Here is a 26,395-nt window from a genome sequence, read left to right as displayed (position 1 = left end):
GGAAGCCGTGGCTGGACAAATGAATTGAATTCCGCAAGGGTATTCCAAATTGGAATACTGATCCGAGGAGGCGGGTTTGCATCTCCCCACCACCACCGCGCTCCGCGTCATCGCTGCTCTGTCGCAGCACGGCACCGTGTCGGCGGCGGCGGTTGCCCTCAACATGACGCAGAGCGCGGTGAGCAAGCAGCTGAAGTCGGTGGAGACGCTTGTCGGCCTCACGCTCTTCGACCGCGAGCGGCATGGGCTGGTGCCGACCGAGGCCGGGATCATCTACACCGAACAGGCGCGGGTGGCGATCGGGGCGATGGAGACCGCGGCGGTCCGCACGGCGCGGCTGCGCCACACCCGGCCGGTCCTGCGCCTCCATGTCCTGCCGATCCTGGGCGACCGCTGGTTCATGCAGAAGCTGATCGGCTTCACCGACCTGCATCCCGACGTCGACGTCCAGTTCGTCACCTACGCGTCGCGCGAAAGCCATCCCGAGATCGACGTGGTATTCCGCTTCGGCAAGGGCGACTGTCCCGGTTGGACCGCCGACTATTTCCTCGGCCGCGATGTCGCCCTGGTCGGTTCGCCGATGACGCTGGAACGCGGCGGCGGCATCGCCGGTCTCGACGACATCGGCAGATACCGCCTGCTGGTCCATTCCCAGACGCCGCTGGGCTGGGAGCAGTTCTTCGCCGCCCATGGGCGCGAGCTTCCGGCCGGCCTGGAACAGTTCCCGCTGTCCTACTATGCGCTCGTCATTCGCGGAGCGATCGGCGGTCAGGGGCTCGCCCTTGTCCCGCGCGTGCTGATCGCGCGGGAGCTCCAGTCGGGCGAACTCGTCAACCCGCTCGGCCTCGGTTTCGACAGCCGCAATTGCTACTGGCTGACGACGCCGTCGACGCGGCCGCGGGAAGGGGTGTTGAAGTCCTTCTGCGACTGGGCGCTCGCCGAGGCGGCGCGGTCGGAACGGGAGACTGCGGCCGGTGCCGGTCACGCCTGATCGGGGGTATTCCGGGAGCGCCATCTGATCGGCGGACCGTCTCAGGACTCCCATCCGGCGAACCGGGCCAGCGCTTCTCCGGTCAGACGGTAATAGAGTTTACCGCTCTCCCGCCGCGCACCGGTCGCGTCGTAGAAGGCGAGGAGTGCCGGGTTGCTGCGGTCGGCCGTCCAATCGACACGGGAATGTCCTTCGGACAAAGCGAGGGCGGCAAGCGCCGTGACGAGGCCGCTGCCGAGACCTCTGCCGCGATGGGCGGCGTCGACGTAGAGTTCCTTCAGAAACAGCCCTTTACGCAACCCCGGTCCGGGCCAGACCTCGGTGAAGGCGGCGAAGCCGGCCAGGACGCCCTCGGCCTCGGCAACCAGGATCCGGTTGCCCGGCGGCAACTGGCGCAGATCGGCGACAATCGCCGCACGGGGCGGACAGGGCACGCCGTAATGCGTCTGCATCGCTTCGAACAGCCGGGCGAGCTGCTCCGCCTCGGCGGGATCGAATGGCCGGATCGTCATGGTTATGCCTGAAGCGGATTGATCGGCGTCAGAATCGGGGGAGAGCCCGCCGATGCACGGTCCTGATTCATGTTGGGACGGCCGTCTCCGCACAAGAGGAAAAGAACGGGCTGCAGCGCTATGATGAAGTGCGCAACGTCCTGCGGCCGGCGACCCGGCGCAACCAGCACGTCCCGGCCGCCCGGCGACGGGCAATCCATGCCCAAAGGGTCGCCGCCTTGCGCGACATCCTCCCCATCGCCTGACCAACCGTGCCGGAAACTGGCCGCGCCGCGCCCACTCGTCCGACTTGGCGCGAGAGCTGACGGAACCCCCTCATGCGCCAACGTCGCAGCCGATGGCTTCAGGCCAGATGCAGCCGGTGATCGGTCATGCCCGCCGCCAGGGCGGAATCGTGCGTCACCATCAGCATCGCCAGCCCACGGTCCCGCACCAGATCGCGCAGCAGCCCCATGACCTCGGCCTGGGTCAGGGGATCCAGCCGGGAGGTCGCCTCGTCGGCGAACAGGAAACAGGGATCGAGCAGCAGCGCCCGCACCAGGGCCAGCCGCTGCAACTCGCCACCCGACACCCCCGACGGCCGGCGCTCCAGCAGGGCCTCGTCCAGCCCCATCCGCTCCAGCAGCGACCGCACGGCCGACCAATCCAACCGGTGACGCCGGCACAGGTCGGTCAGGCCGGTGCGCAGACTGACCGCCGGGGCGAAGGCGGCGATCGGATCCTGATGAAGCTTCTGGTAGCGCAACGGATTGGGATCGCTGCGCCGGACCCGCCCGGCCCCGGCCGGAAGCAGCCCGAGCAGCAGATTGCCCAGGCTTGTCTTGCCGCAGCCGCTGGGGCCGGACACCGCCACCACCCGGCCGGGCGACAGGGCCAGATCGATCCCGGAGAACAGCGTCCGCCCGCCGCGCGCCAGGGCGACGCCCTCCGCCTCCAGCACCGGCGCCGCCGGGTTCCCCCCGATGGCCGGCGCCGGCCGCCAGCGGCTGGGATCGGCCGCCATCAGGCGCCGCGTGTAGGCGTGCGCCGGCTGGTCGAGCAGGGCCGCCGTCCCGCCCTCCTCCACCACCTCGCCCCGCAGCATCACCATCATCCGCCCGCCCAGCCTGCGGGCGAGGGCGACATCGTGGGTGATGACCAGCACGGCCGCCCCTTGTGCCGCCGCCCCCAGCAGCTGGGCGGCGATGGCGTCGCGCCGGTCGGCGTCGAGCCCCTTGGTCGGCTCGTCGGCGATCAGCACCGCCGGGCCGGTGATGGTGGCCGCCGCGAAGGCCACGCGCTGGGCCATGCCGCCCGACAGCTGGAACGGATAGCGGCGCTCCACCCCGGCCAGCCCGAGCCGGTCGAGCAATCCGCCCGCCTGCCGCAGCGCGGCGCGCCAGCCGCTCCGCCCCAGCAGGACGGGGGCCAGCGCCACCTGCCGGCCGACGCGCATCGTCGGATCGAGGGCGTTCCACGGCTCCTGGGGCAGCAGGGCGAGATGCCGGCCCCACAGGCTCCGCCGCTCCTCGACCGTGCATCGTCCGGCCACCGCGATGCGCCCCCCGGCCGACAGCCCGGCCGGCAGGCACCCCATCACCGCCTGGGCGACCAGCGACTTGCCGGACCCGGTTTCGCCCATCATCACCAGGATTCCCCCCTGCGGCAGGGTGAACCCGACCTCGCGAACCAGGGTCTGCGAACCGGCACCGATCCGCAGCCCGTCCACCGCCACCTCCACCGCCGCCACGCCGGTCATGACCGTTCTCCATCCGTCAGCAGCGCCAGGCCGAACATGGAGGCGAACAGCAGGATCGCCGGCATCAGGACATGCAGCGGCGCCTCGTCGTAATAGGGCAGAAGCTCGGTCATCATGTTTCCCCATTCCGGCGTCGGCGGCCGGACACCGATGTTGACGAAGCTGAGCGTCGAAATGGCCAGGACCACCGTCGCCAGCCCGAAGGCCAGAAGCGTCGACAGCGGTTGCCACAGGTCCGGCAGGATGTGGCGGCGGATGATGTGGAGACGGCCGAAGCCCAGCATGCGCGCCGCCTCGACATCGGGCAGTTGCAGCCGGGTGCGGGCGGAGGCGCGCGCCAGACGGAAATATTCCACCCACAGCGCCACCGCCAGCCCGAGATACAGCGGCAGGAAGCCCCCCGGCGAGAAGGCGGTGATCATCACCACCAGCAGCAGGCCGGGCAGCGCCATCACCGCATCGCACAGGCCGGTCAGCAGCCGGTCGGTCCAGCCGCCGGCCCAGGCGGCCAGCAGCCCCAGCGCGACGCCGGGCAAGGCCGCCGACGCCACCGTCAGCAGGCCGAGCCACAGCGACAGCCGCGTGGCCTGGGCCAGCCGGGCCGCCATCGACCGCCCGAGATGATCGGTCCCCAGCACCGCCTCGGCGGAACCGGGCGGCAGCAGGACGGCGCGCAGATTCTGTTGCAGCGGGTCGGCCGCGATCAGCCACGGCCCGAGCAGACCGAAGGCGACGACCGCCCCCAGCAGGCCCCAGCCCAGCCGGCGCCGCCAGCGCCCCGGACGGCGTTCGTCCAGGGCGGACAGGCTCACGGTTTCGACGATGTGATCGGTCATGACGCGCGCCCCCGCGGATCGATGGCCAGACACAGCGCGTCCACCACCATGTTGAGCCCGACGAACAGCAGCCCCATCACCAGCGCCGTTCCCTGAATCATCGGAATGTCGCGGGCCACCACCGCATGGACCAGCGCATGGCCGATGCCCGGCCAGGCGAACAGCGATTCGATCACCACCACGCCCTCCACCAGCACCACCAGCTGGACGCCGAGATAGGTGACGACCGGAACCAGCGCGTTGCGCAAGGCGTGATGCTGCACCGCCTGCCACAGGCTGAACCCGCGCGTGACGCCGAAGAAGACCGGCGGCGCCCGCATCGCGGCCAGCGCCGCGTCGCGCGTCACCCGGCTGGACATCGCCGCCAGCCCGAGGGCCAGCGCCCCGGCGGGCAGGATCCAGCCCAGCGGCTCGCCGCTGCCCGCCGTCGGCAGCAGCGGCAGCCAGACCGAGAAGCACAGCATCAGCAGGATCCCCAAGGCGAAGCTGGGGGCGGCGCGCAGCGCGGCGGCCAGCAGCAGCCCGGCCAGATCGACGGCGCCGCCGGCACGCCAGGCCATCAGAACGCCCAGCGGCGGGCCGATCAGCATCGACAGCCCCAGCGCCAGGACCGCCAGCAGCAGGCTGTGCCCCAGCTGGTGCGCCAGCTCGTCCAGCACCGGCTCGCCGGACACCAGCGACAGGCCGAGATTGCCCCGGGCCAGATCGCCGCCCCAGGCCGCCAGCCGCTGCCACCAGGGACGATCCAGCCCCAGATCCAGCCGCACCGTTTCCGCCGCCTGCACCGACACCAGATCGATGCCGTAGCGTCCCGCCGCGACGCGGAAGGCCTGATCGCCCGGCAGCGTTTCCGACATCAGGAAGCACAGCACGCCGACCACCACCGCGACCAGCAGAGCCTGGATCACCCGGCGCGACACCGTCATGGTCAATCGGCCCATCGCATCCGCTCCAGGTTGAAGGAGAGTTCCAGCGGATCGACCTCGACGCCGGCCACCCGCTTGTTGGCGGCGACGACATAGTCGTACCAGGCCACCGGGATCACCGGCAGTTCGGCCTGGAGCGTGTCCGCCACCCGTGCCCGCAGCGCCGCGCGCCGGGCCGGATCGGCTTCGCCGCCCAGATCCGTCAGCGCGGCGATCAGGCCGTCGTTCTTCCAGCCCATGGCGCCCCAATCGCCGCCCTCCGGGCCGTAATCCTGCAAAAGTGTGCCCAGCGGATCGGGGACCAGACTGAAATTGCGCGCGGCCAGGGCCATCTGGAGCGTCCCGTCACGGTGACCGGCGGGGATTTCGCCGCTGCTGGTGATGGCGATCTTCACGTCCAGCCCGACCCGGCGGAACTGTTCCTGCAAGGCGGTCGCCAGCGGCGGCAGCTCCGGCCGGTCGGAGAAGGTCCGCAAGGTCACGCGGAACGCTTCGCCGTCCTTGACGCGGATGCCGTCCGGGCCGGGCACCCAGCCCGCCGCCGACAGCAACGCCTCCGCCGCGGCCGGATCATGGCGGAGCGGCGGCAGGGCGGCCTGATGCCAGTCGGCCAGGGTCGGCGGGAAAAGCTGGGTCGCCGCCGAGGTCGGGCTGCGCAACAGCCCGGCGGCGATGCCGTCGCGGTCGATGGCGAGGCTCACCGCCCGACGCACCGCGGCGTCGCGGAAGAAGGGGGATGCGGCGTTCAGCTTCAGCATGCGGACGCGCGGAATGGGATGGACCGTCACCGACAGGCCGGCGTTGCGCTTCAGCCGCGCCGCCGTTTCCGGGGCAAGGGTGAAGACCAGATCGGCCTGCCCGCTTTCGGCCATCGCCGCCCGCGTCTCGCCCCGGCCCACCGACAGGAAGGACACGCGGTCGATGGCCGGCGCCTTGCCCCACCATTGGGGGAAGCGCTCGGCCTCCAGGTTCAGCGGCGCGTTCAGGCCGGTCAGCCGATAGGGGCCGCTGGCGATCATCGCCGTCACGGCACCACCGGCGTCATAGGCCCCCGCCGCCAGGATGATCGTGGAATAATGGGCCAGAAAGGCCGGAAGCGACCGGAAGGGCGTCGCGGTGACGATCGTCACGCCGCTGGCGCCATCGGCATCGATATCGGCGGTGATGGCGGTGATGGGAACGACGCCGAGGATGCCGGGTGCGATGCGCGCACGCTCCAGCGCGCGGACGACCAGCGCGCCGGTGACCGGGGTGCCGTCATGGAAAAGCGCGTTGCGGCGCAAGGCGAAACGCCAGGTCAGGCCGTCGTCCGACACCCGCCAGCTTTCCGCCAGCGCCGGCAGGGGCCGCCCCTGGGAATCGGCCCCGACCAGAGTTTCGGCAACCCCCATGCGGGTGAAGATGTAACCGCTGCGCGCCGGGTCGATTCCGCCGATCTCCAGCGGCGACACGACACGCAAGGTACGGGGGGCGGCGGCGTTGGCGGATACCGCCGGGGTGCAGGCCAGCACCAGGCAGGCAGCCAGACAGGACAGGATTCGGCGCATCGTTGCTCCCGGGTCGTTCAATCGCGGAAAATGAATGGATATGTTATAACATTACATTTATCAACCACGGAGACGGCTGTCGGTCTGTCGGCGGAACCGGCCCGTCACCGCGGGGGCAGAATGATACCGGCGCTCCAAGCAAGGGTGCAGGCCCGAAATTTCTGATATTGATAATTATTCTCATTGACAGCATTTTTGCTTCCGTCATAGATAGCGGCAGAGACGGATGGGCGGCGGCAAATACACACCCGACCAAAACTTCGCCCAGACAGTGTAAATAGGCTGCAACGCCATCAATACGGCAGTCAGTTGGCATTTCTCCGCCCAACAGATGGCGGATTGAATGCCAATTTTAAAATATTCATCAATGCACAGAAGCGCGCCCGTCCTTCAGAAAGAGGCCATCGATATGAAGAGATCCTGCAACCAGCCTCGGGCGCTCCATATCCACAGCCGCGGCCGTCCCGCCGGCATCGAATTGCGGGCCTGACCGCAGCATGCGAAGCCGTTTTCATCCCTATCGGGACATCGTCGCGCTGTCGGCCCCCATCGCCGGGATCCAGTTCGCCCAGGTCGCCCTGACCAGCACCGACCTGCTGATGATGGGTCTGCTCGGCGTCCAGGCGGTGGCCGCCGGCGGTCTGGCGATGCTGCTCCACAACCAGCTGCGCACCATGTGCGTCGGCATGGTGACGGGGGTCGGCAACCTCGTCGCCGCCGCCGCCGGGCGCGGCGAGACGCGCAACGGCGCGAGGGAGCTGGACGACACCGCCCGCGGCGAGGTGCGCGCGCTGCTGCGCTCCGCCCTGCTGGTCGCCACCCTGACCGCCACGGCGGCGGCCCTGCTGCTGGTGCTGGCGAGCCGGCTGCTGCCGCTGCTCGGCCAGACGCCGGAGGTGGCCGCCCAGGCGCAGGGCATCATGCTGACGCTCGCCCCCGGCCTGCTGCCGATGCTGTGGCTGAACGTGCTGCGGCAATTCGCGGTCGGCATGCGCCGGGCCGGATCGCTGCTGCGGGTGACGCTGATCTCCATCGCGGTGAACGCCCTGCTGAACGCCCTGTTCATCCATGGCTGGCTGGGCCTGCCGCGGCTCGGGTTGGCCGGCATCGGCCTGTCCACCACGCTGGTGCAGCTCTGGACCTTCCTGGTCTATCTGCGCACGGTCGGGCGGGATCCGCTGCTGGGGCCGCTGCTGGCGCTCGACGCCTGGCGGGCCGATCGGGCGGCGGTGAGGACCATCACCGGGATGGGAACCCCGATCGCCCTGACCTACGGGTCGGAGGCCGCCATCACCTCGATCGCCAGCCTGTTCATGGGCAGCTTCGGCGCGGTGGCGCTCGCCGCCTCCAACATCGTCAACCAGCTGGCCTACATCGTCTATCAGGTCAACATCGGCCTGTCGCAAGGCTCCTCGATCCTGGTCAGCCGCGCCATCGGCAAGGGACAGGGCCACGAGGTGGCCGACATCGCGCGCCGCGCCATGACCATCGCCCTGTCGATCATGACGGCGGTCGGGCTGCTCTACGCGCTTGTTCCGTCGGCGGTGCTGCGTCCCTTCCTCGGCGGCGGGGCCGATCCCGCCGTGATCGCCACCGCGACCACCCTGCTGTGGTTCGCCATCGCGCACCAGTATTTCAAGGGATCGCAGAATGTCTGCGTCGGGCTGCTGCGCGGCCTTGGGAACACCAGGGCGGGGCTGACCGGCACGCTGATCGGATATTGGCTGATCGGCATTCCCGCCATGGCGCTGTGCGCCTATCCGCTGGGGCTGGGCGGCTACGGCGTCTGGTTCGGCCTCTGCCTCGGCTTCGGCGCCACCAGCCTGCTGCTGTGGCGGCGCTTTCTCCTCGACCTTCGCCCCCTGACGGGCACCGCGACCCCGCCCCTCGTTTCAAAGGAAGCACGCTGAGATGACCCGGACCCTGCCGAAACTCTGCCTCGTCCTGGGAATGGCCGCCGCCCTGACCGCCGGATCGGCGCTTGCGCAGGATGCTGCGACCCGCGGCGTCGTCGATGACCGCGGCGTCACCGTCCAGGTTCCCGCCAGGCCGCAGCGCATCGCCGCGGTCTCCTATCTCGGCGTCGATGTGGCGCTGGCGGTCGGGGTGATGCCGGTCGCCACCACCTACATGACCGCCGGGCGCGAGCCGGACTATCTGCTGGGGCTGACCGCCGGCATGAAGAAGATCGGCCAGCGGGCCAAGCCCAATCTGGAACTGCTGGCGGAGGCCAAGCCCGACGTGATCGTCGCCATGCGGCGCTACACCCAGGGCAACGCCGCCCAGTTCGACAGGATCGCCCCCTATCTCGCCTACAACATGGAGCTTTCCGGCCAGAGCTTCAAAGAGGTGGCGGAGCTGGCCGCCCTGTTCGGCCAGCCGCAGCGCGGCCAGGAGCTGAACGACGCCTTCAGCAGGCGGCTGGACGAGTATGCCGCCAAGGCGCCGAAGGACAGGCACCCGCGCTTCCAGATCATGTGGGCGGGCAACACCCCCTTCACCTTCCACACCGAGAACATGGCGGCCTGGATCGTCACCAAACTGGGCGGCGAGAACATCGCCGGCCCGATGGTCCAGGGCGGCCGCTTCGGGCTGGAGATGAGCCTGGAAGCGATGCTGGAGAAGGATCCGGAGGTGATCTTCGTCTATGACTCCGGCCCGGAACGCCCGCACCAGTCCAACCCGATCTGGAGCCGGCTGTCGGCGGTGAAGAACGGCCGCGTCCATTATGTCGGCGACGAGTGGGTCGAGCCGAACGGCCCGATCGCCCGCGAGCTGGTCCTGCGCGAGGCCGCGCATTTCCTCTATCCCGACCGTTTCCCGGCGATCGACGTCAAGGCCGAGGCGGCGACGCTGATCCCCGCCGCCGTCCGGAAGTAACCCGCGATGGCGAGCCGCCCGTCACCCGGTCCGCTGCCCCGGGGCCTGCTGCCCCCCGGCCTGCTGACGGCCGCGCTGCTGCTCACGGCGCTGCTGCTCGGCGGCTGGGGGCTGCTGCTCGGCAGCCGTCCGCTGCGGCCGGACACGCTGCTGTCGGTTCTGCTCCACCCGAGCGACGCCATCGACTCCATCCTGGTCTGGACGCTGCGGCTGCCGCGCAGCCTGTGCGCCTTCGTCGGCGGCGTCGGGCTGGCGGTGTCCGGCCTGCTGTTGCAAATCCTGACCCGCAATCCGCTGGCCGGGCCGGGGCTGACCGGCGTCACCTCCGGCGCGGTGACCGCCATCCTGCTGTGCTTCGTGCTGCTGCCCGGCTTCTCCTCGGCCTATTACCCGCTGGTCGGGCTGGCGGGCGGCCTGTCCGCCGCCGCCGTCACCGCCTGGATCGCGCGGGGCGGCGGCGGGACCGGCGGTCCGATGCGGCTGGCGTTGGGCGGGATCAGCGTGGCGCTGTTCCTGGGGGCCGTCACCACCTATCTGATCCTGCTCAGCGGCCCGCAATCGACCTCCCTGTTCTTCTGGCTGTCGGGCGGCTTCCAGGGCGGCTCCTGGCCGCAGCTGCTGGCGATGACGCCGTGGGTCGCCATCGGGCTGGCCGGCGCGCTCGCCTGCCTGCGCGTCATCACCCTGTTCACGCTCAGCGAACAGGCCGCCGCCGGGATGGGCCTGAACCTCGTCCTGTGGAAGCCGGTGCTGCTTCTGCTGGCGGTGCTGCCGGTCGCCGGGGTCGCCCCGGTCGCCGGGCATGTCGCCTTCGTCGGGCTGGCCTCGCCCCACATCGCCCGGCTGCTCAAGCCTCCCGGGCCCGGCTGGCTGATCGGGCTGACCGCGGCGCTGGGCGGCACCATGGTGGTGGCCGCCGATCTGGTGGCGCGCACCGTCGTCCTGCCGCGCGAAATCCCGGTCAGCATCGTCGCCGCGCTGATCGGCGGCCCGGTCTTCCTCCATCTGGTCCGCCGCCACCGCTTCTCCTCCGGGACAGAGGTCTGAGAATGGACCGCACCGCGACCGCGCTCCCCTCCTCCCGCTCCCCCTCCCTTCGTGCCGGCTCCGGCTGGCTGGTGCTGGCCGGCTGCCTGCTGGCGGTCGCCCTGGCGCTGCCGCTGGCGGTCCTGCTGGGCGTCGCCGACATTCCGCTGTCCGACAGCCTCGCCACGCTGGGCGGCGGCGGCAGCGCCATGGCGCGCTCCATCCTGCTCGATTTCCGCCTGCCGCGCGTCGCCACCGGGGTGCTGGCCGGGATCAACTTCGCCGTCGCCGGCCTGCTGCTGCAACGGATCACCCGCAATCCGCTGGCCGATCCGTCGATCATGGGGATCTCGCAAGGCGCCACCCTGGCGGTCGCCGTCTTCCTGCTGGTCAGCGTCTACAGCCATGCGCCGGGCGGCAACACCCTGCCGGAACTGCCGGTCGCCTGGCTGCCGGCGGTCGGCACGCTGGGCGGCCTGGGAGCGGCGGGACTGGTCCATCTGCTGGCGCTGCGTCACGATCTCGGCCCGATGCGCGTCACCCTGTGCGGTGTGGCGATCGGCGCGCTGCTGCACGCGCTGGCGATGGGCATCATCGCCGGCTGGGGCTCCACCCGGATCGAAATCCTGCTCGAATGGCTGGCGGGAAGCCTCTACGCCCGCAGCTGGGACCATGCCGCCTTCCTCGCCCCCTTCACGCTGTCCGGGCTGGCGCTGCTGCCGCCGTTCCTGCGCCCGCTCGACCTACTGAGCCTCGACGCCCCGGTCGCCCAATCCTTCGGGCTGTCCTACCGCCGGCATTTCACGCTGGCGCTCTGCCTGGCCTGCGGCCTTGCCGCCAGCGCGGTGGGGGCGGTCGGGCCGATCGCCTTCGTCGGGCTGCTGACGCCGCATCTGGCCCGCCATGTCGTCGGGCGGCGGCGCCGCCTTCTGCTGCCGGTGACGATCCTGCTGGGGGCGGTGGTGGTCACCGCCGGGGATCTGGCCGGACGGCTGATCGGCGGGGCGGACGAGATCCCGATCGGCGTCGTCACCGCCCTGCTCGGCGTCCCCGTCCTGGTCGTCCTGCTTCGGAAAACTCCCTGAGGGTAGCATGCCGGTTCTCTGTTCCGACCTGTCCGTCGTCTATGGCAGCCACCGGGCGCTGACGGATTTCCGCCTGTCGCTCCAGCCCGGCGAGATCCGCGGCCTGATCGGGCCGAACGGTTCGGGCAAGAGCACGGCGCTGCAAAGCATCGCCGGACTGATCCGCCCGACCGGCGGGCGGGTGGAGATCGACGGACAGCCCGTCCACGCCCTGCCCCGCCGCGCGCTGGCGCGGAAGCTGGCCTATCTGCCGCAACAGCCCGCCGCACCGGAGGACATGACCGTCGAGCAGCTGGTCCGCCAGGGGCGCTTCGCCCATGTCGGGCTGTTCCGCCGCTATTCCCCCGAGGATGAGGAGGCGATCGGCTGGGCGCTGGGCGGCACCGGCCTGACCGCGCTGGCCGATCGCGGCCTGCGCGAGCTGTCGGGCGGCGAGCGCCAGCGCGCCTGGATCGCCGCGGCGCTGGCCCAGCAGGCCCGGGTTCTGCTGCTGGACGAGCCGACCTCCTTCCTCGACATCGGCCATCAGGTCGAGGTGCTCGACCTCGTCCACCGGCTGAGCCGGGAACGGGGCGTCGCGGTCGTCATGGCGATCCATGACATCAATCAGGCGATGGCGGTGTGCGACGCCATTTCCCTGCTGCGGCAGGGAACCCTGATGTTCGACGGCCCGCCGGCCGCGCTGGCCGGCAGCGGCCTGATCGAGACGGTCTTCCGGGTGCGGGGCCGCTTCATCGAGGTCGCCGACGGCGCCGCCCCGCATTTCGACGTCAGCCTCGCCCAGCACCGCAACCGGCGTCACGAGTCCCGCCCCTGAAACCCTGGTGCAGCGAGCCGTCCAATATGGCAGGAGATCGTTGGTCGAGGTGGCGATGCTTCGCTCCGAGGTTTTGATCGGACGCAGCCTGCGCGCCCGCACTCTGCCCGCACAGGTCGCCTGATCTCCATCGCCTGTGGGCGAAATCCGTCAGCAAGCCGGGTTCTGCACCAAGGCCGCGGTCAGGGTGACGTGCCATCGAGGGCGGCGAGCGTGCCGCGGATTGCGGCGATGCGATCCTTCACGGTGGTTTGCGGCGGCCGCACCGCGACCTTGACTCCTTCGTAGAGCAGGCCCGCGCCGGCGGCTTCGAGCGCCGCCGCCACCTTGAACCGGTCCATGACGGAATCGGGCACCTGCTCGCGGAGCGGCGGATGCACGTCGCTCCAGGCCATGCCGTAAGCGCCATCGCGATCCGTCGCACCGGAAAACATCACTCCCCGCAGCAAACCGGCGGAGCGCAGGCGATGCACATGCCGTTCGGGCGCCGTCGCGTCCCGCTCCTCGATTGCCGAGCGGCCCCAGTTCACCGCCATTCCCGTGGGGGTCGGCGACATAGCCGCAGCTGCGGCTACGGCCTGGATCTCGATGTCGAGGGGAAGCAGGCCCTTCTGCCAGGGCAAGGTCGCGGTGCGGGCGTCGCAATGTTCGAGGACGACGGCGACGCCGCCCCAGTCCCACCCCAGAATCTCGCACAGCGACCGCTCCAGCGCGTCTCCACCCGGCCCGGCATCGGCCTGCGCCAGGGTCGGGAACGAATGAAGCTCGACGCCGACGATGCGCTGTCCGCGCGCCAGGCAATCCAGGGCGGCCTCGCGGGCCGACGCGACCAGCCGGACGGCCCGCTCGCGTCCATCGGGATCGGGAGAGGCCAAACCGACGGACGGAGCCTTGGCGGCCATCGTCGCCGCAGCCCCGATCAGGGTCAGCACATGCCCTCCCCGACTTTCCCGATTGCCAGAAACATCGGCCAGAAGGGGGGCATCCTGCTCCCAACCGGGCGCGCCCCAGGAAATCTCCAGGCCGTCGACACCGGGAAGAGAGAGAACCTCCTCCAGAAACGCCCTGCGCTCATGAGCCTCATCCGGCTGGGCGGCATAGGCGCCGACGACGCGGAGGGGCTTGGAACGATGCTCGATGGTCATGGCTGTCGCCCCTTTTCTATCGCGGGCAGTTTTTCACGGCTGCGGGGGGCGCAATCCCGGATCGCGCCCCCCCGCACCGGCCGTCGCACGGGTCAGGCGCGGACGGCGGTCAGGCACGGCCGGTGGAAGGCCGCGCTTCGCCCCATTCGGCATCCGTCGCCGTGTTCAGGTCGCGGTCGAGGGTTTCGGGCAGCGAGTAGGTGGCCAGGAACGACACCAGCATGGTGACGGCCATGTAGATCGCGACCGGAACCCAGGAATTGCCGTACCAGGCCAGCAGGGAGGCGCACAGCAGCGGGGCGATGCCGCCACCGATGATCGACGAGAACTCCCGGCCCAGGGTCACGCCGGCATAGCGGTAGCGGCTGCCGAAGATCTCGGGGAAGAAGCTCATGTGCACGCCGGTCACGCCCTGGGCGGCGACCATGTAACCGAACACGATGATGGCGGTGATCAGGACCGGCGAGCCGGTGTTGAGGCCGGGGAAGACGAGAAACGGCGTAACGACGAGGATTCCGGTCAGCACCAGCGTCATCCGGCGGCGTCCGAAACGGTCGGACAGGCTGCCGGTCAGAAAGGCGGCGAAGGACGCGGCGATGGCGGCGGCAAGCTGGACCGGCGGAACGAAGTGCGTATCGACCCCCACCACATTGATCAGGTAGGAGATCATGAAGACCTGATAGGTGTAGGACTGGGTCGACACGCCCCAGTTCATCAGAATGACCTTGATGACGTTCTTCTTGCCATGCTTCGCGACGACGCGGAGCGGAGCCTGGTTGCGGACATCCACCTTCTTCTTCAGCTCCGTGAAGACGGGGCTTTCGGCGAGTTTCAGCCGGATGACGAAGGCGGCGATGGTGACGAGGATGCTGCTCCAGAAGATGGCACGCCAGCCCCAGCTCATCAGCGCCTCGTTGGGAAGCTGCTGCACGCCGATCCAGGCGATGGCCCCCAGCGCGGTGCCGAAGGCCGCACCCACCATGATCAGCGACGACAGCCGTCCGCGCTGGCCCAGCGGGGCCGTTTCGGTCAGCAGCGTGGCGCCGCCGGACTGCTCGGCGCCCGCTCCGAAGCCCTGGAAGAAGCGGCAGAGCACCAGCAGCAGCGGCGCCCAGACGCCCGCCGTCTCGTAGGTCGGCAGGCAGCCGATGGCGAAGGTCGCCCCGCCCATCAGGAACAGGGTGGTGACCAGCACCCACTTGCGGCCGAACTTCTCGCCGTAATGGGAGAAGAAGAGGCCGCCGAGCGGCCGGGCGAGGAAACCGATGGCATAGGCGCCGAAGGCGGCGATGATGCCGGCCGCCGGGGAGATCGTCGGGAAGAACAGCTTGCTGAAGATCAGGGCGGAGGCGGTGCCGTAGATCACGAAATCGTAATTTTCGAGCATCGTGCCGATGAGCCCCGCCAGCGCGGCACGGCGCACATTCTTGGCATCGGCAGGCGCGTCGGCGGCAGGAGCGGCGGCAGGGGCATCTGCCCGGGCGATCCGTTCGGTTTCCGCGATGGAGCTGGATATCTGAGACATGTCCTGCTTCCTTCATCAACCACCGCAGCGGTGGAGCAATGAGCGTGCACGGCCTGAGCCGCGCGATGAGGGGCGCGATCGTGAGGGTGCCGGCGATGGACAAGCCGGCGGTACGGCGCCAGCGAATGGGCCAGCGGTTGGCCCAACGGTTTGACGTGGCCGGGCTTGCCGCCGGGCAAGCCCGCGACGGTGTCAGCCGGCGTTCAGCGGGGGCTGACCAGATTGCGCAGCGGCTCTCCCGCCGCCAGCCGGGCGATGTTCGCGGCGACGTCGCGCACGCGGCCCTGGAAGGTCTGGGTGGTGACCCCGGAGATGTGCGGCGTCATCAGAATGTTGTCGAGCGTGTCGAAGGGCAGTGCCGCCGGCTGGGCATGGGCGCCGCCGGTCGGGTACTGGTACCACACGTCGATGACGGCACCGCCGATGCGGCGTTCCTTCAGCGCGTCGTAAAGCGCCTCGGGATCGACCAGCGGGCCGCGGCTGACATTGACCAGCAAGGCATCGGGCTTCATCGCCGCAAGCTGGGCCTTGCCGATGAGGTGGCGCGTCTCCGGCAGCAGCGGCAGGCACAGCACGACGATATCGCTTTCCGCGAGCAGGCGGTCGAGACCGTCGGTGCCGGCGACCCAGTTCAACCCTTCTCCTTCGGCCCTGGCGGGCCGTGAGGTGACGGCGACGCCGGAGGCGCCGAACGCCCGCATCAGCCGCCAGACATGCGATCCGATGTGACCGTACCCGACGATGCCGACGGTGGCGCCGGCCAGCGACCCCAGTTGGGAGCGCTGCGCTTCGTAGACGGAGGAATCCCAGTGCCCCCTGCGCAGTTCGCGGTCCTGTTGCAGAAGCTGGCGGCGCATGACGACGCTGGTCGCCGCCACATATTCGGCGATCGAGGATTCGTGACAGAAGGTGTTGGCACACAGCACGCCATCGGGCAGCGCCTTGCCGTCGATGCCGTCATAGCCGGCACCGCCGACATGGACCAGCCGCAGGCAATCGGCGGCGGCCCCCATCGCGGCGGTGAAGCGCGGACCGACGAAGATTTCGGCGCCCGGCAGGTCGGCCGCGACCGCCGCCTCGTCGAAGGCGGGATGCCAGGACACGACGGTGCCCGCGGGAAGCTGCGCCTCCATCAAGGCGCGGTGGGGCAGGAAGTTGGCGTCGGCAATCACCACGCGGAGGGGGGACACGGGCGGAGCGTTGCCCCCGCCGGCCTGCGATTTCCCCTTGGGCTTGGCACTCATGGTTTTCCCCCTCGATGGTGTTCCCGCCGAATTCCGCAGCGACGGAGCGCTGCGGTCAGCGGAATGGATTGATTGCCCGACCGGATCCGATGCCCTGTCCCGGTCCGTTCACGCTCCGGATGCTTCTTATCGCGGGCGGCGGCGCAAGGCACCCCATGCCGCCCCTGCGTCCTTAGGCATCTGCCGGACCGGCCGCCGAGAATTGGGCAATTGGTACACTGGTCTTCTATTCCAGTGGATAGTGCACCGGGCCAGGGCCTGTCAACTGCATAACGCTGGATGCACAAAATGTTTTGTGAACGTGCGACCGACGGTCGCAGGGCAGAGCCTTGACTGCCCGGTCCTTCATCGACCGAGTCCCCGGCCCGGCAGAACCCTCCGCTTGGATGTTCACGCCCATCCCGTTGATAGAACGTCATATTTTTCCTGACGCCCCCGGCAGGCCGGCAATCGTCGCCGCCCTATGCCGCCGACACCGGCCACAAGGCCGAACACGCCCATGTTGACAAGCCCGCGCAGCCGGCATAATCATCGAACCAGAAGACCAATTTGCATATTGGTCCACTTTACCAGATACGCACCACCGCCTCTGCCGGGCACCCCGGCAACGCACGAAGTGCCCGCGGATCGGATAATCGGACCGCATCCCACACGGACACGAGGCGCGACGGCGCGCCGTTACCTTTCAGGAGAGACCAGATGCGCGGCTGTGTTCTGCATGGACAAAAGGACCTTCGCCTTGAAACGCTCGACGAACCGGCTTTGAAACCGGGAGAGGTCCGCGTCAGGATCGCTGCCGGCGGCATCTGCGGGTCGGATCTCCATTATTTCTTCGAAGGCCGTGTCGGCGATTTCAACGTCCGGGAGCCGATGATCCTGGGCCACGAGATCAGCGGCGATGTCGTCGAGGTCGGCCCCGACGTCACCCGGACCAGGATCGGCGACCGCGTCGCCGTCAATCCCGGCAAGCCGTGCCGGACCTGCCCGCACTGCCTGGGCGGCCGGGAAAATCTCTGCGCCAACATGATCTTCTTCGGCAGCGCCTCGCGCTTCCCCCATGTCCAGGGCGCCTTCCGTGAAACGCTGGTGGTGCGCGATTTCCAGTGCTTCCCGGTGCCCGCCGACACGAAGCACACCAATCTGGTCTTCGCCGAGCCCTTCGCCGTCGCCCTCCATGCGGTGGCGCAGGCCGGCAGCCTGCTCGGGCGGCGGGTTCTGATCACCGGCGCCGGGCCGATCGGCTGCCTGATCGCCGTCGCCGCGCGCCGGGCGGGTGCCGAGCACATCACCATCACCGACCTGTCGGACAAGCCGCTGGAAATCGCCGCCCAAATCGGCGCCGATGAAACCGTCAACGTGCTGGCCGACAGCGAAACCCCCAACCGCTGGCAGGCCGACCGCGGCTGCTTCGACGTCTGCTTCGAAGCGTCGGGCAGCGCCAGGGCGGTGGAGACCTGCGTGCTCAGCACCCGCCCCGGCGGCGCCGTCGTCCAGGTCGGCATGCTGGCGCCCGGCCTCACCCCGATTCCGCTGAACCGGCTGCTCGCCAAGGAAGTGACGTTCAAGACCTCCTTCCGCTTCCACGAGGAATTCGCCTGGGCGGTGTCCGCCCTGACCACCGGCGGCGTCGACCTGTCGCCGCTGGCCACGGCGCAGTTCCCGTTCGAGGCGGCGGCCGAGGCGTTCGCCGCGGCGCATGACCGCAACAGCAACATGAAGGTTCAGATCGTCTTCTGATCCGGCGGCGCCGTGCCCCGGCACGGCGCAAGCCCACCCCACCCTTGCGAGCGCTCCATGAAAATCACGCAGCTGGAAACACTGAGGACGGACGAGTTCTCCAACGTCGTCTGGGTCCGCGTCCACACCGATGCCGGCATCGTCGGCCTTGGCGAGACCTTCTACGGCGCCGGCGCGGTCGAGGCGCACATCCATGACGTGCTGGCCGCCCGCCTGCTCGGCAAGGATCCGCTGCGCATCGAGGCCCATGCCCGCGAACTGGTGAACCTGCCGATGGCGCAGTCCTCGACCGGCGCCGAATACCGCGCCGCCTCGGCCATCGACCTCGCGCTGTGGGACATTCTCGGCAAGGTCTGCGGCCAGCCGGTGCACCAGATGCTGGGCGGCCTTTGCCACGACCGGGTGCCGGTCTACAACACCTGCGCCGGCTACGGCTATGTGCGCTCCAACAGGATCAAGCCGGTCGACACCTGGAACCTGGGCTCCAGCGAGGGGCCGTACGAGGATCTGAACGGCTTCATGAGCGATGCCGGCCGGCTGGCGGAAAGCCTGCTGGAACAGGGCATCACCGGCATGAAGATCTGGCCGTTCGATCCGGCCGCCATCGCCAACGACGGCCGGTTCATCACCGCCGAGCAGATGAAGCGCGCCGTCGAACCGTTCGAGAAGATCCGCAAGGCGGTGGGCGACCGCATGCAGATCATGGTCGAATTCCACTGCCTGTGGAATCTGCCGACCGTCAAGAAGATCGCCCGCGTCCTGGAGGACTACGATCCCACCTGGTACGAGGATCCGATCCGCATGAACTCGGTCAACGCGCTGACCGAGCTGGCCGCCTCGACCAGCGTGCCGATCTGCGCCTCGGAAACGCTGGGATCGCGCTTCCCCTACAAGGACATGCTGGAAGCCGGCGCCATCGGCGTGGTGATGACCGATCTGGTGTGGACCGGCGGCCTCACCGAGGGCCGCAAGATCGCCTCGCTCGCCGACACCTACCATCGTCCCTACGCCCCGCACGACTGCACCGGTCCGGTCGCCTATGTCGCCGCGGTCCATTCCTCGCTGTCGAACCCGAACACGCTGATCCAGGAGTCGGTGCGGGCCTTCTACACCGGCTGGTACACCGAACTCGTCACCGAGGTGCCCCGCATCGTCGACGGCCATGTCCTGCCGATGGAAGGGCCGGGGCTCGGCACCGAACTGCTGCCGGCCGTCTTCGAGCGTCCCGATCTGCGCGTTCGCCGCACCAGCCTCTAACCGGAAGACCCACCATCATGACCACCATGTTCGATCTGAGCGGGAAGACCGCCCTCGTCACCGGATCGGCCCGCGGGCTGGGCAACGCCATCGCCGAAGGGCTGGCCGAGGCCGGTGCCGCGATCATCCTCAGCGACATCAACCCCGACACCCTCGCCGATGCCGCCGCCAGGGCGCGCGACAAGGGCTACACCGTCCATGAATCCGCCTTCGACGTGACCGACGAGGACGCCGTGGCGAAGGCCTTCGCCCGGTTCGACGAGCAGGGGATTTCCGTCGACATCCTGGTCAACAACGCCGGCATCCAGATCCGCAGCCCGCTGGTCGATTTCCCGGTTTCGGACTTCCGCAAGGTCATCGACACCAACCTGACCAGCGCCTTCCTCGTCGGGCGCGAGGCGGGCCGCCGCATGGTCGCGCGGCGGGCGGGCAAGATCATCAACATCGGGTCGCTGACCAGCGAGCAGGCCCGCGTCACCGTGGCGCCCTATGCCGCCGCCAAGGGCGGCATCCGCCTGCTGACCAAATCGATGACGGCGGAATGGGCGGAGTTCAACGTCCAGATCAACGCCATCGGTCCGGGCTACATCGTCACCGAGATGAACAAGCCGCTGATCGAGAACGAGGAGTTCGACGGCTGGGTGAAGAAGCGCACGCCCGCCCGCCGCTGGGGCAATCCGTCGGATCTGGTCGGAACGGCCGTGTTCCTCGCCTCGCCGGCCTCCGATTTCGTCAATGGACAGCTGATCTTCGTCGATGGCGGCATCATGGCCGTCTACTGACCTCGTGACCTCCCACCCCGCCGGGCGGAGACGCCCGGCGGGGCCTGCGATTGACTCCACCGTCAAGGATGCCTAAACAACTGGAGCGATTACAAACCAGAGAACCAGTTCGGTGATCGGAGAGCGGCATGGATGATCCTGATTTCGACGTCTCCCGCCACTTTCAGAAGATCAAGATCCGGCGGCCGCCCGACATCATCATCGAGCAGATCAGCGACCTGATCGCCCGCCGGATCATCAAGGCCGGCCAGAAGCTGCCGGCCGAACGGGTGCTCGCGGAGCGTTTCGACGTCAGCCGCGGCACGGTCCGGGAGGCATTGCGCCGCCTGGAGTTCTTCGGGATCGTCCGCACATCGCCGCAGAGCGGGACGGTGGTGGAAAATCTCAGCGAGCATGTGCTGATCGGCCTCATCAGCAACATCCTGAACGCTGGCGACACCAGCCCGGAGATGCTGATCGAGGTCCGCGGCGCGCTGGAGGCATTGTCCGCCCGGCTGGCGACCGAACGCGCCCATGGCGCCCAGATCGCCGAAATCCGCAAGGCCCAGCAGCGGATGCGCGAGCAGGCCGAGGCCAACGCCTACACGCTTGAGGAGGATCTCCTGTTCCACCTGAAGGTGGCCGAAGCGACCAACAACAACCTTCTCCGGTCGCTGATCGCCCTGATGGGGCCGGACGTGCTCCGCTTCTCGCACCAGCACGCCACCTACAAGGACGGGCGCATGCATGCCGCCGCCAACGAGCATGACGCGATCATCGCGGCCATCGAGAGCGGCAAGCCCGACGAAGCCGAAAAGCTGATGAAGCAGCATATCGACAAGTCCTACGAGCATTACCGCCGTGACGGCAACACCGACACCGCTCCGGTGGACGGTGATGCGGAGTCCGGGAAGCCGGTTCGCAAGCGGCGCTCCAAGGCCGCGACCGTGTGAGCGGCCTCGCCGATTGGGGCATCGGCGGACAGGAGCGGTCAGAGTGGGGCGGGTTGTCGGTGGGACGCACGGCGACCTGCCCTTGGCGGAGCATCGCCAGGATCTCGCAGCGGGTGATTGTCCCCACCGACGCGGAAGCAAGTGACCACCAGAAATTCCTTGAGATTATCCTCTTCACGTTGCCTGATCGGTGCCCCCGTTTATCTTGTCCATGTTCTTCCGTTGCTAGCATCCAACCAATCGGTGCAGGAGTTTTGCACAATCCGCCATAGTTCTGTAACGATAGCGCCAGGAATTCATCATAATTCCCGGCTAAAGTATCGCCGCAGCCAATCGCGCTGAGACACAGGCTGGATTTTGATGGAGAGGCGGGAGATGAAGGCCTGGAAATTCTTTTTTGCAGCATGCATCGGATTTTCTTTAATTGCCGAACAGTGCGCTGCCGGCGATACAGTCAAGGAAGAACGCCTCCAACTGCCGATCCAGGTCGGTTCCGTTGCGGAACAGCTTGAAACGCTGGTGGTCCGCCCGGTTGCCGGCGACAGATTTCCCTTGGTGCTGATCGTCAATGGCTCGGCGGGAGCCTCTCCATCCGAGATGCACCCGGATTGGCTGGCGCAGATGGCTCATGATTTCGCCCATCGTGGCTGGATCGCGGCGTCGGTCGTCTGGCCCGGCTATGGCCGCTCGACCGGAACCTTCATGAACAAAGCCGGTGATTGCGCGCAGCCGAATGTTTCCCTGTTCCTCGATGCCCATGGAGACGAACTCGCCGCCGCTCTCGCGGCTTTGCGCAACCGCAGCGACGTCGACCCGTCGACGACGTTGGGCGTCGGGGTGTCGATCGGCGGCGCTTCCATGCTCGACCTCGCCGGACGAAAGGACAGGCCCCTGACGGCGGCGGTCAACATCTCCGGCGGCGTGTACCACTACACGAAGGTCGGCGTCGCCGAGAGCAATTGCTCCTTGTATCAGGACGACCTTGTGCGGAATTTCTCCGGCTTCGGCCGTGACAACCCGACACCGACACTCTGGATCTACGCCGCCAACGACCCTTATTTCGGTCCCGATCTGGCGCAGAGACTGTTGAGCGGATACCGGTCTGAAGGCGGAAACGTCGAATTCGTAGGGTTGCCGCCCTTCGAAAAGGATGGCCATACCCTGTACAAGCAGGAAGCCAGTGTGCTGCTCAACCCCAGGATCGATGATTTCCTGCGGCGCAACCATCTGCCGGCGATGAGCAACGAGGCACTGGCGCCGCTCCTTTCCGTCCTGCCGGCCGCAGATCGCTCCAGCGCGCAGCGCTACCTGAAGAGCGCCACCGAGAAAGCCGCCGCGATGGGCGATGGCGGCGACGGCTTTTTCTGGTTCTACGGCGCCCAGTCGATCGAGGATGCACGCCAGCATGCACTGACGGTCTGCCAGGAGAAAGGCGTGAAGAACTGCCGGATCGTGGCGGAAAACATGCAGCTTGCCGAAGGATGGCGAAACGGCCCGTCGGCTGCCGGGCAATGACGCCGGTTCAGAGCATCCGTCCGGAGCCGTTCCCGACGCCGGAGTGATGCTCAGCCCGTCATCGGCTGAACCTCTCCAAATGCCCCTCCAAATCCGGCCGGCCGGTCGCCCACGCTGTGCATGGCCGGCAGGGTGAGGGTTGCACGCAGCCCGCCATCCGGCCGGTTCTCCAGGACAATGTCTCCCCCATGCCCCCGGGCGATGGAACGGGCGATGGACAGGCCCAGGCCAACGCCCCCGGTGGAGCGGTTCCGTGACCGTTCGAGGCGTACGAACGGCTCGAAGACCCGTTCCAAATCCACCGGCGCAATGCCCGGCCCGCGGTCGTCGACCACCACACGAACCTCCGCACCGGCTGGAGCCACCGACACGGCCGCCGCGCCGCCATCGGCCATGTCATCGCAGACGCTCTCGACCAGCGAGACGAGATCCATGGCCCGAGCCTCCTCCCCACCCTCCTCGCGGGCGAAGCTCAGGATGGCTTCGGCGGTCAGCCGCAACTCCTCGACATTTTGCAGCATTCTCTGCTTCGTCTCGCCGTTGTCGAGCAGTTCGGCGTGGTAGGCCGCATGATCTGGACCCGGACCTCGGAACGACGTCCCGACCATGGCGCTGAGCCGGGCGCGCGCCGCAAGGGTTTCCTCCGTCTGGTGGACATAGGCGGCCAGTTCCTTGCGATCCCACCAGAAGCGGAATTCGGCGCTGCCGGACGCTTCCAGAACATCGTCGTGAAGGGCGGCAGGCGTCGCCGCGACCAGCCGGATGGTCGCGGCGGTCTTGGCGATGGTGTCGTCCAGCCGCGGCTGCTGGATCGCCAGGGCGCGCTCGTCCAGATAGACGACCCAGCTTCCCAGCTTTCCCACGACGGCGGCGGCGGTAAGCAGCAGGACCATCTGGGTGAACAGGGTCCGCGGCACGAGGCGGCGGAGCAGGCCGGTCACGGCAGATCCCTCACGTCGGCGGCGAAGGAATAGCCGCTGCCCCAGACCGTCTTGATCAGGGCCGGGTTTCGCGGATCGGTTTCCACCTTGCGGCGGAGACGGCTGACCTGATTGTCGATGCTGCGGTCGAAGGCGTCGGCGGCCCTGCCCTTGGTCAGGTCGAGCAGCTGCTCGCGGGAGAGCACGAGGCCGGGGCGCCGCACGAACGCCTCCAGCAGCAGGAACTCCGACGTGCTGAGCGAGACCGCCACGCCATCGGCGCCCGTCAACTCCCGCCGCCCCATGTCCAGCACCCAGCCGTCGAACTCCACGCGCGGGCTGGCGCCACGCCGGTGGGCCGGTTCGGTGGGCAGGCTGCGGCTGCGGCTGCGGCTGCGGCGCAGGACGGCCTTGATCCACCCCTGTCCAGCGATCCGATTTCACCGCCGCCCGGAACGGCGTGTGTTCGGGCCGTTCCATTTTGACGATGCAACCCCTCAGGGAGAAGTGATGGCGAGACTCACGGTCAATGGCAGGCTGGTGGAGGTCGATGTCGAGGAGGACACGCCGCTGCTCTGGGTCATTCGCGAGCATGTCGGCCTGACGGGGACGAAATACGGCTGCGGCGTCGCACAGTGCGGCGCCTGCACGGTGCATATCGACGGCACCATCTCCTCAGAGCAACGACTCAATGCTGCAACCCAGCAGGGAGGGGGCGATACCGGTTTCCATCGCAGCGAACATACCATCGATGAAATCCATCAGCGCATCCGAGGCGGTGACCGCCCTGTCGGGGTGGCGATTCGCTACGGCGTTCAGAACCGCCAGATGATGACCGATTGTCCCGTCGAGGTTCGTCTGCCCCACCATGTGGGTGTGATGGATGAAGCCGATCCGCCGAAACAGGGTCTGAAGCGGGCGGAGCGTATGCTCCAGGAAGGGTTCTCCCGCCGCCGTCAGGATCAACTGGTCGATCCGTCGGTCCAGCGTGCTGAATTCCGCCAACGTGATGGTGGCGCGCCTTTCGCGCAGTACGCGCTCCATATGCAGCATATGGTTGCGATGGGGTAAGGCTTGAACGCTCGGTGGCCAGACGGATGAGGAAGCGCTCGATGTCGCGGCGGAGCTTCAGCAGCAGGCGTTCGCGGGCCAAGTCGATCGGCGCGATCTGCAAGCCGTGGCGGGGGTGGACGATGATCAGCGTGTCGGCGGCGAGCCGGGAACGCCCGATGGTCGGCCTTGAACTGCCGCCAGTTCTGACAATGGCGAAAACCGCCACTCTTCCATCCGCTACCGCGGTGGCCATTCCCTTCGCTTTCCTGCCCTCGCTGAGTCCCGAGATCGTGGAGAACCTGCGCGTCGCCATCACCGGGCCGATGGCCTCGGCGAAAGGCGAGCATGAAAGCACGATCGTTTGCCGACATCCGCCGGCTTATTACAATCTGCAGGACTTCATTCCTCAACATTGCTTCAATCCACGGGGGGCCACCATCTTGCAGGCCTGCGCACAAAAATAAAAACATACCGTCTAGACGGTTTACAGCGATCGGCGCTTGGTGATAGCGTGACAACGTCGTCATCAGCGCAGGACAGGCCATGGCCGCCGACATGCAGATGCCCTCGAGCGGCGGAACCCCTACGGGTTCCCCGATCCACTCCAGGGGCGCCCCTGACTTCGCCGCTCCCGGCTACGCCGACGGTGACTGCCTAGAGATCTGCGATTCCTGCGGCCAACCGGTTCTGCTGCCTTCGCCGGAGCCGGGCCGCCGCCATCATTGTTCGCGTTGCGGCGAGTTGCTCAGGCGGGATCATGACGAACCGCTTGCGACGCCCCTGGCGCTGTCCATCGGCGCCTGGCTCCTCGGCGTCGTTACCCTTGCGTCGCCGCTCCTCTCAATCCGGCTGCTTGGACGCTACAGGGACAGTACCCCGCTGTCCGGTGCCCGCTTCTTCCTGGAGGACGGTGCCGCCCCGCTCGCCCTGCTGCTGGTCGCGACGGTGGTGATGGCGCCGCTGCTGCGTCTGACTCTGCGGATCGCGATGCTGTCGGGCCTTCTCATGTTCCGATCCCCGCAGCGGATGGCGCCCCGCATGGCGGCGCTGCTTCGCTGGCACGATCGGCTCGGCGCCTGGTGCATGCCCGAAATCTTCCTGGTCGGCGGGATCGTGGCCTATGTCCGGCTCACGACCATGGCGGACGTTCAGGTCGGGCCGGCGGCCTATGGCCTCTTCGCCTTCGTGGTGACGACCCTGGTTGCCGATGCCCTGTTCGAACCGCAGTCGATCTGGCATGCGCTCAACGCTGCGGAAGACCCGGCGCCTTTCCTGGCCGGCTCCCCCCCGCAAAGCTGCCCGTGCTGCCGCCGGTCGGCGTTCCTGCCGCCCGGCGCACCCTGCCCGCGCTGCGGAACCCCGCTGCGGTCGCGCAAACCCGACAGCGTGGCGCGAAGCTGGGCCCTGGTGACGGCGGCCGCCATCGCCTATGTGCCGGCCAATCTGCTGCCGGTGATGACGCTGATCCGGCTGGGTCACGCTGAATCCCACACGATCATGGGCGGTGTCGCAGCCTTCGCCGAGAACGGCTTCTGGCCGCTGGCGGTGATCGTCTTCGTGACAAGTGTCCTGTTTCCGCTGCTGAAGCTTGCCGGCCTGTCGGCGATGCTTCTGCATGTGAGCAGGCCGTCCGGCGACCGGGCCTGGATCTACACACGTCTCTACAGCCTGATCGAGGCGCTGGGTCGCTGGTCAATGATCGACGTCTTCATCGTGGCCGTGCTGATCGCGCTGCTTCGGTTCGATGCCGCCGCCTCGGTCGTCGCCGGTCCCGGCGGTATCTTCTTCGGAGCGGTGGTCGTCCTGACCATGCTGGCCGCCAGGGCATTCGATCCGCGGCTGCTGTGGGATGCCGGCACCTGCCCGGCGGCCGTCCCGTCCTGTGGGAGGCGGTGATGACCTTGAGGTCCCACACCTCCGGACGACG

The 26,395-nt window shown here is 68.3% G+C and carries 24 protein-coding genes and 2 pseudogenes; 15 read left to right on the top strand and 11 right to left on the bottom strand.

Annotation, left to right across the window (positions count from 1 at the left end; genetic code table 11):
- Positions 1-76 precede the first annotated feature (76 nt).
- Positions 77-991, top strand: coding sequence for a LysR substrate-binding domain-containing protein (locus tag E6C72_RS15685; RefSeq protein ID WP_109083800.1), 915 nt, complete (start codon positions 77-79; stop codon positions 989-991).
- A gap of 41 nt (positions 992-1,032) precedes the next feature.
- Here E6C72_RS15685 and E6C72_RS15680 read toward each other — a convergent pair whose 3' ends face one another.
- The 5 genes from E6C72_RS15680 to E6C72_RS15660 form a co-directional block, all read right to left on the bottom strand.
- Complete coding sequence (locus E6C72_RS15680; RefSeq protein ID WP_109083801.1) at positions 1,033-1,503, bottom strand: GNAT family N-acetyltransferase; 471 nt, start codon at positions 1,501-1,503, stop codon at positions 1,033-1,035.
- A 343-nt stretch (positions 1,504-1,846) separates the two neighbouring features.
- Positions 1,847-3,241 carry an ABC transporter ATP-binding protein gene (locus tag E6C72_RS15675; RefSeq protein WP_109083802.1) on the bottom strand — a complete coding sequence of 465 codons (1,395 nt, stop codon included), beginning with the start codon at positions 3,239-3,241 and terminating at the stop codon, positions 1,847-1,849.
- Entirely contained in the window at positions 3,238-4,077 is an 840-nt protein-coding gene (locus E6C72_RS15670) for an ABC transporter permease (protein ID WP_109083803.1), read from the bottom strand. The genes E6C72_RS15675 and E6C72_RS15670 overlap by 4 nt, the downstream gene beginning before the upstream one ends.
- On the bottom strand, positions 4,074-5,018 hold the full coding sequence (locus E6C72_RS15665) for an ABC transporter permease (RefSeq protein ID WP_109083804.1): 945 nt from the start codon (positions 5,016-5,018) through the stop codon (positions 4,074-4,076). Before E6C72_RS15665 ends, E6C72_RS15670 begins: the two co-directional genes overlap by 4 nt.
- Positions 5,006-6,550: an ABC transporter substrate-binding protein gene (locus tag E6C72_RS15660; protein WP_109083805.1), complete on the bottom strand. Its 1,545-nt coding sequence runs from the start codon at positions 6,548-6,550 to the stop codon at positions 5,006-5,008. Before E6C72_RS15660 ends, E6C72_RS15665 begins: the two co-directional genes overlap by 13 nt.
- Positions 6,551-7,047: 497 nt before the next feature.
- On the opposite strand from E6C72_RS15660, the gene E6C72_RS15655 reads away from it, so the two are divergent.
- The 6 genes and pseudogenes from E6C72_RS15655 to E6C72_RS32725 form a co-directional block, all read left to right on the top strand.
- On the top strand, positions 7,048-8,460 hold the full coding sequence (locus E6C72_RS15655; protein ID WP_109083806.1) for an MATE family efflux transporter: 1,413 nt from the start codon (positions 7,048-7,050) through the stop codon (positions 8,458-8,460).
- A 1-nt stretch (position 8,461) separates the two neighbouring features.
- Entirely contained in the window at positions 8,462-9,430 is a 969-nt protein-coding gene (locus E6C72_RS15650) for an ABC transporter substrate-binding protein (protein WP_109083807.1), read from the top strand.
- A 6-nt stretch (positions 9,431-9,436) separates the two neighbouring features.
- Positions 9,437-10,477: an iron ABC transporter permease gene (locus tag E6C72_RS15645; protein ID WP_109083808.1), complete on the top strand. Its 1,041-nt coding sequence runs from the start codon at positions 9,437-9,439 to the stop codon at positions 10,475-10,477.
- A 2-nt stretch (positions 10,478-10,479) separates the two neighbouring features.
- Complete coding sequence (locus E6C72_RS15640; RefSeq protein WP_169055209.1) at positions 10,480-11,541, top strand: iron ABC transporter permease; 1,062 nt, start codon at positions 10,480-10,482, stop codon at positions 11,539-11,541.
- A 7-nt stretch (positions 11,542-11,548) separates the two neighbouring features.
- Positions 11,549-12,358 carry an ABC transporter ATP-binding protein gene (locus E6C72_RS15635; RefSeq protein ID WP_109083809.1) on the top strand — a complete coding sequence of 270 codons (810 nt, stop codon included), beginning with the start codon at positions 11,549-11,551 and terminating at the stop codon, positions 12,356-12,358.
- Positions 12,267-12,473 (top strand): annotated as a pseudogene (locus E6C72_RS32725) (IS5/IS1182 family transposase); the annotation flags it as partial. The gene E6C72_RS15635 and the pseudogene E6C72_RS32725, both read left to right, overlap by 92 nt.
- Before the next feature lie 67 nt (positions 12,474-12,540).
- On the opposite strand, the gene E6C72_RS15625 reads toward E6C72_RS32725, so the two are convergent.
- From E6C72_RS15625 to E6C72_RS15615, 3 genes are all read right to left on the bottom strand, one after another.
- Positions 12,541-13,503: a DUF4862 family protein gene (locus tag E6C72_RS15625; protein ID WP_109083810.1), complete on the bottom strand. Its 963-nt coding sequence runs from the start codon at positions 13,501-13,503 to the stop codon at positions 12,541-12,543.
- Between the two features lie 109 nt (positions 13,504-13,612).
- On the bottom strand, positions 13,613-15,028 hold the full coding sequence (locus E6C72_RS15620; RefSeq protein WP_109083811.1) for an MFS transporter: 1,416 nt from the start codon (positions 15,026-15,028) through the stop codon (positions 13,613-13,615).
- Between the two features lie 203 nt (positions 15,029-15,231).
- The gene (locus E6C72_RS15615) at positions 15,232-16,272 is read right to left on the bottom strand and encodes a 2-hydroxyacid dehydrogenase (protein ID WP_199228640.1); all 1,041 of its coding nucleotides are present in this window, start codon (positions 16,270-16,272) and stop codon (positions 15,232-15,234) included.
- 699 nt (positions 16,273-16,971) lie between these two features.
- Between E6C72_RS15615 and E6C72_RS15610 the strand changes: the two genes are divergently transcribed.
- From E6C72_RS15610 to E6C72_RS15590, 5 genes are all read left to right on the top strand, one after another.
- Positions 16,972-18,009 carry an L-idonate 5-dehydrogenase gene (locus E6C72_RS15610; protein WP_109083812.1) on the top strand — a complete coding sequence of 346 codons (1,038 nt, stop codon included), beginning with the start codon at positions 16,972-16,974 and terminating at the stop codon, positions 18,007-18,009.
- Positions 18,010-18,066: 57 nt separating this feature from the next.
- Positions 18,067-19,266, top strand: coding sequence for a mandelate racemase/muconate lactonizing enzyme family protein (locus E6C72_RS15605; RefSeq protein ID WP_109083813.1), 1,200 nt, complete (start codon positions 18,067-18,069; stop codon positions 19,264-19,266).
- Positions 19,267-19,283: 17 nt separating this feature from the next.
- The gene (locus E6C72_RS15600; protein WP_109083814.1) at positions 19,284-20,048 is read left to right on the top strand and encodes an SDR family oxidoreductase; all 765 of its coding nucleotides are present in this window, start codon (positions 19,284-19,286) and stop codon (positions 20,046-20,048) included.
- A 128-nt stretch (positions 20,049-20,176) separates the two neighbouring features.
- Positions 20,177-20,980 carry a FadR/GntR family transcriptional regulator gene (locus tag E6C72_RS15595; RefSeq protein WP_109083815.1) on the top strand — a complete coding sequence of 268 codons (804 nt, stop codon included), beginning with the start codon at positions 20,177-20,179 and terminating at the stop codon, positions 20,978-20,980.
- Between the two features lie 375 nt (positions 20,981-21,355).
- Complete coding sequence (locus tag E6C72_RS15590) at positions 21,356-22,495, top strand: S9 family peptidase (protein ID WP_199228641.1); 1,140 nt, start codon at positions 21,356-21,358, stop codon at positions 22,493-22,495.
- Positions 22,496-22,545: 50 nt separating this feature from the next.
- Here E6C72_RS15590 and E6C72_RS15585 read toward each other — a convergent pair whose 3' ends face one another.
- Both E6C72_RS15585 and E6C72_RS15580 read right to left on the bottom strand, forming a co-directional pair.
- Positions 22,546-23,436, bottom strand: a complete 891-nt coding sequence (locus E6C72_RS15585) for a cell wall metabolism sensor histidine kinase WalK (protein WP_247875438.1) — start codon at positions 23,434-23,436, stop codon at positions 22,546-22,548.
- Positions 23,433-23,747 carry a winged helix-turn-helix domain-containing protein gene (locus E6C72_RS15580; protein WP_348981106.1) on the bottom strand — a complete coding sequence of 105 codons (315 nt, stop codon included), beginning with the start codon at positions 23,745-23,747 and terminating at the stop codon, positions 23,433-23,435. The genes E6C72_RS15585 and E6C72_RS15580 overlap by 4 nt, the downstream gene beginning before the upstream one ends.
- Positions 23,748-23,925: 178 nt before the next feature.
- On the opposite strand from E6C72_RS15580, the pseudogene E6C72_RS32720 reads away from it, so the two are divergent.
- Positions 23,926-24,081: pseudogene (locus E6C72_RS32720) on the top strand ((2Fe-2S)-binding protein); the annotation flags it as partial.
- 9 nt (positions 24,082-24,090) lie between these two features.
- Here the strand turns inward: E6C72_RS32720 and E6C72_RS32715 are convergent.
- A complete protein-coding gene (locus E6C72_RS32715; RefSeq protein WP_371298445.1) occupies positions 24,091-24,459 on the bottom strand; it encodes an FCD domain-containing protein in 369 nt (122 codons plus the stop codon).
- 68 nt (positions 24,460-24,527) lie between these two features.
- Between E6C72_RS32715 and E6C72_RS32010 the strand changes: the two genes are divergently transcribed.
- Positions 24,528-24,932 (top strand): hypothetical protein, encoded by a 405-nt coding sequence (locus E6C72_RS32010; protein ID WP_199228642.1) that lies wholly within the window; start codon positions 24,528-24,530, stop codon positions 24,930-24,932.
- A gap of 79 nt (positions 24,933-25,011) precedes the next feature.
- The gene (locus E6C72_RS15565) at positions 25,012-26,364 is read left to right on the top strand and encodes a paraquat-inducible protein A (protein ID WP_109083816.1); all 1,353 of its coding nucleotides are present in this window, start codon (positions 25,012-25,014) and stop codon (positions 26,362-26,364) included.
- Positions 26,365-26,395 lie beyond the last annotated feature (31 nt).

Source organism: Azospirillum sp. TSH100 (assembly GCF_004923295.1).
In the GTDB taxonomy this organism is placed as follows: domain Bacteria; phylum Pseudomonadota; class Alphaproteobacteria; order Azospirillales; family Azospirillaceae; genus Azospirillum.
Note: the sequence above shows the minus strand (reverse complement) of the source record. Positions and strands in the feature narration are given on the sequence as shown.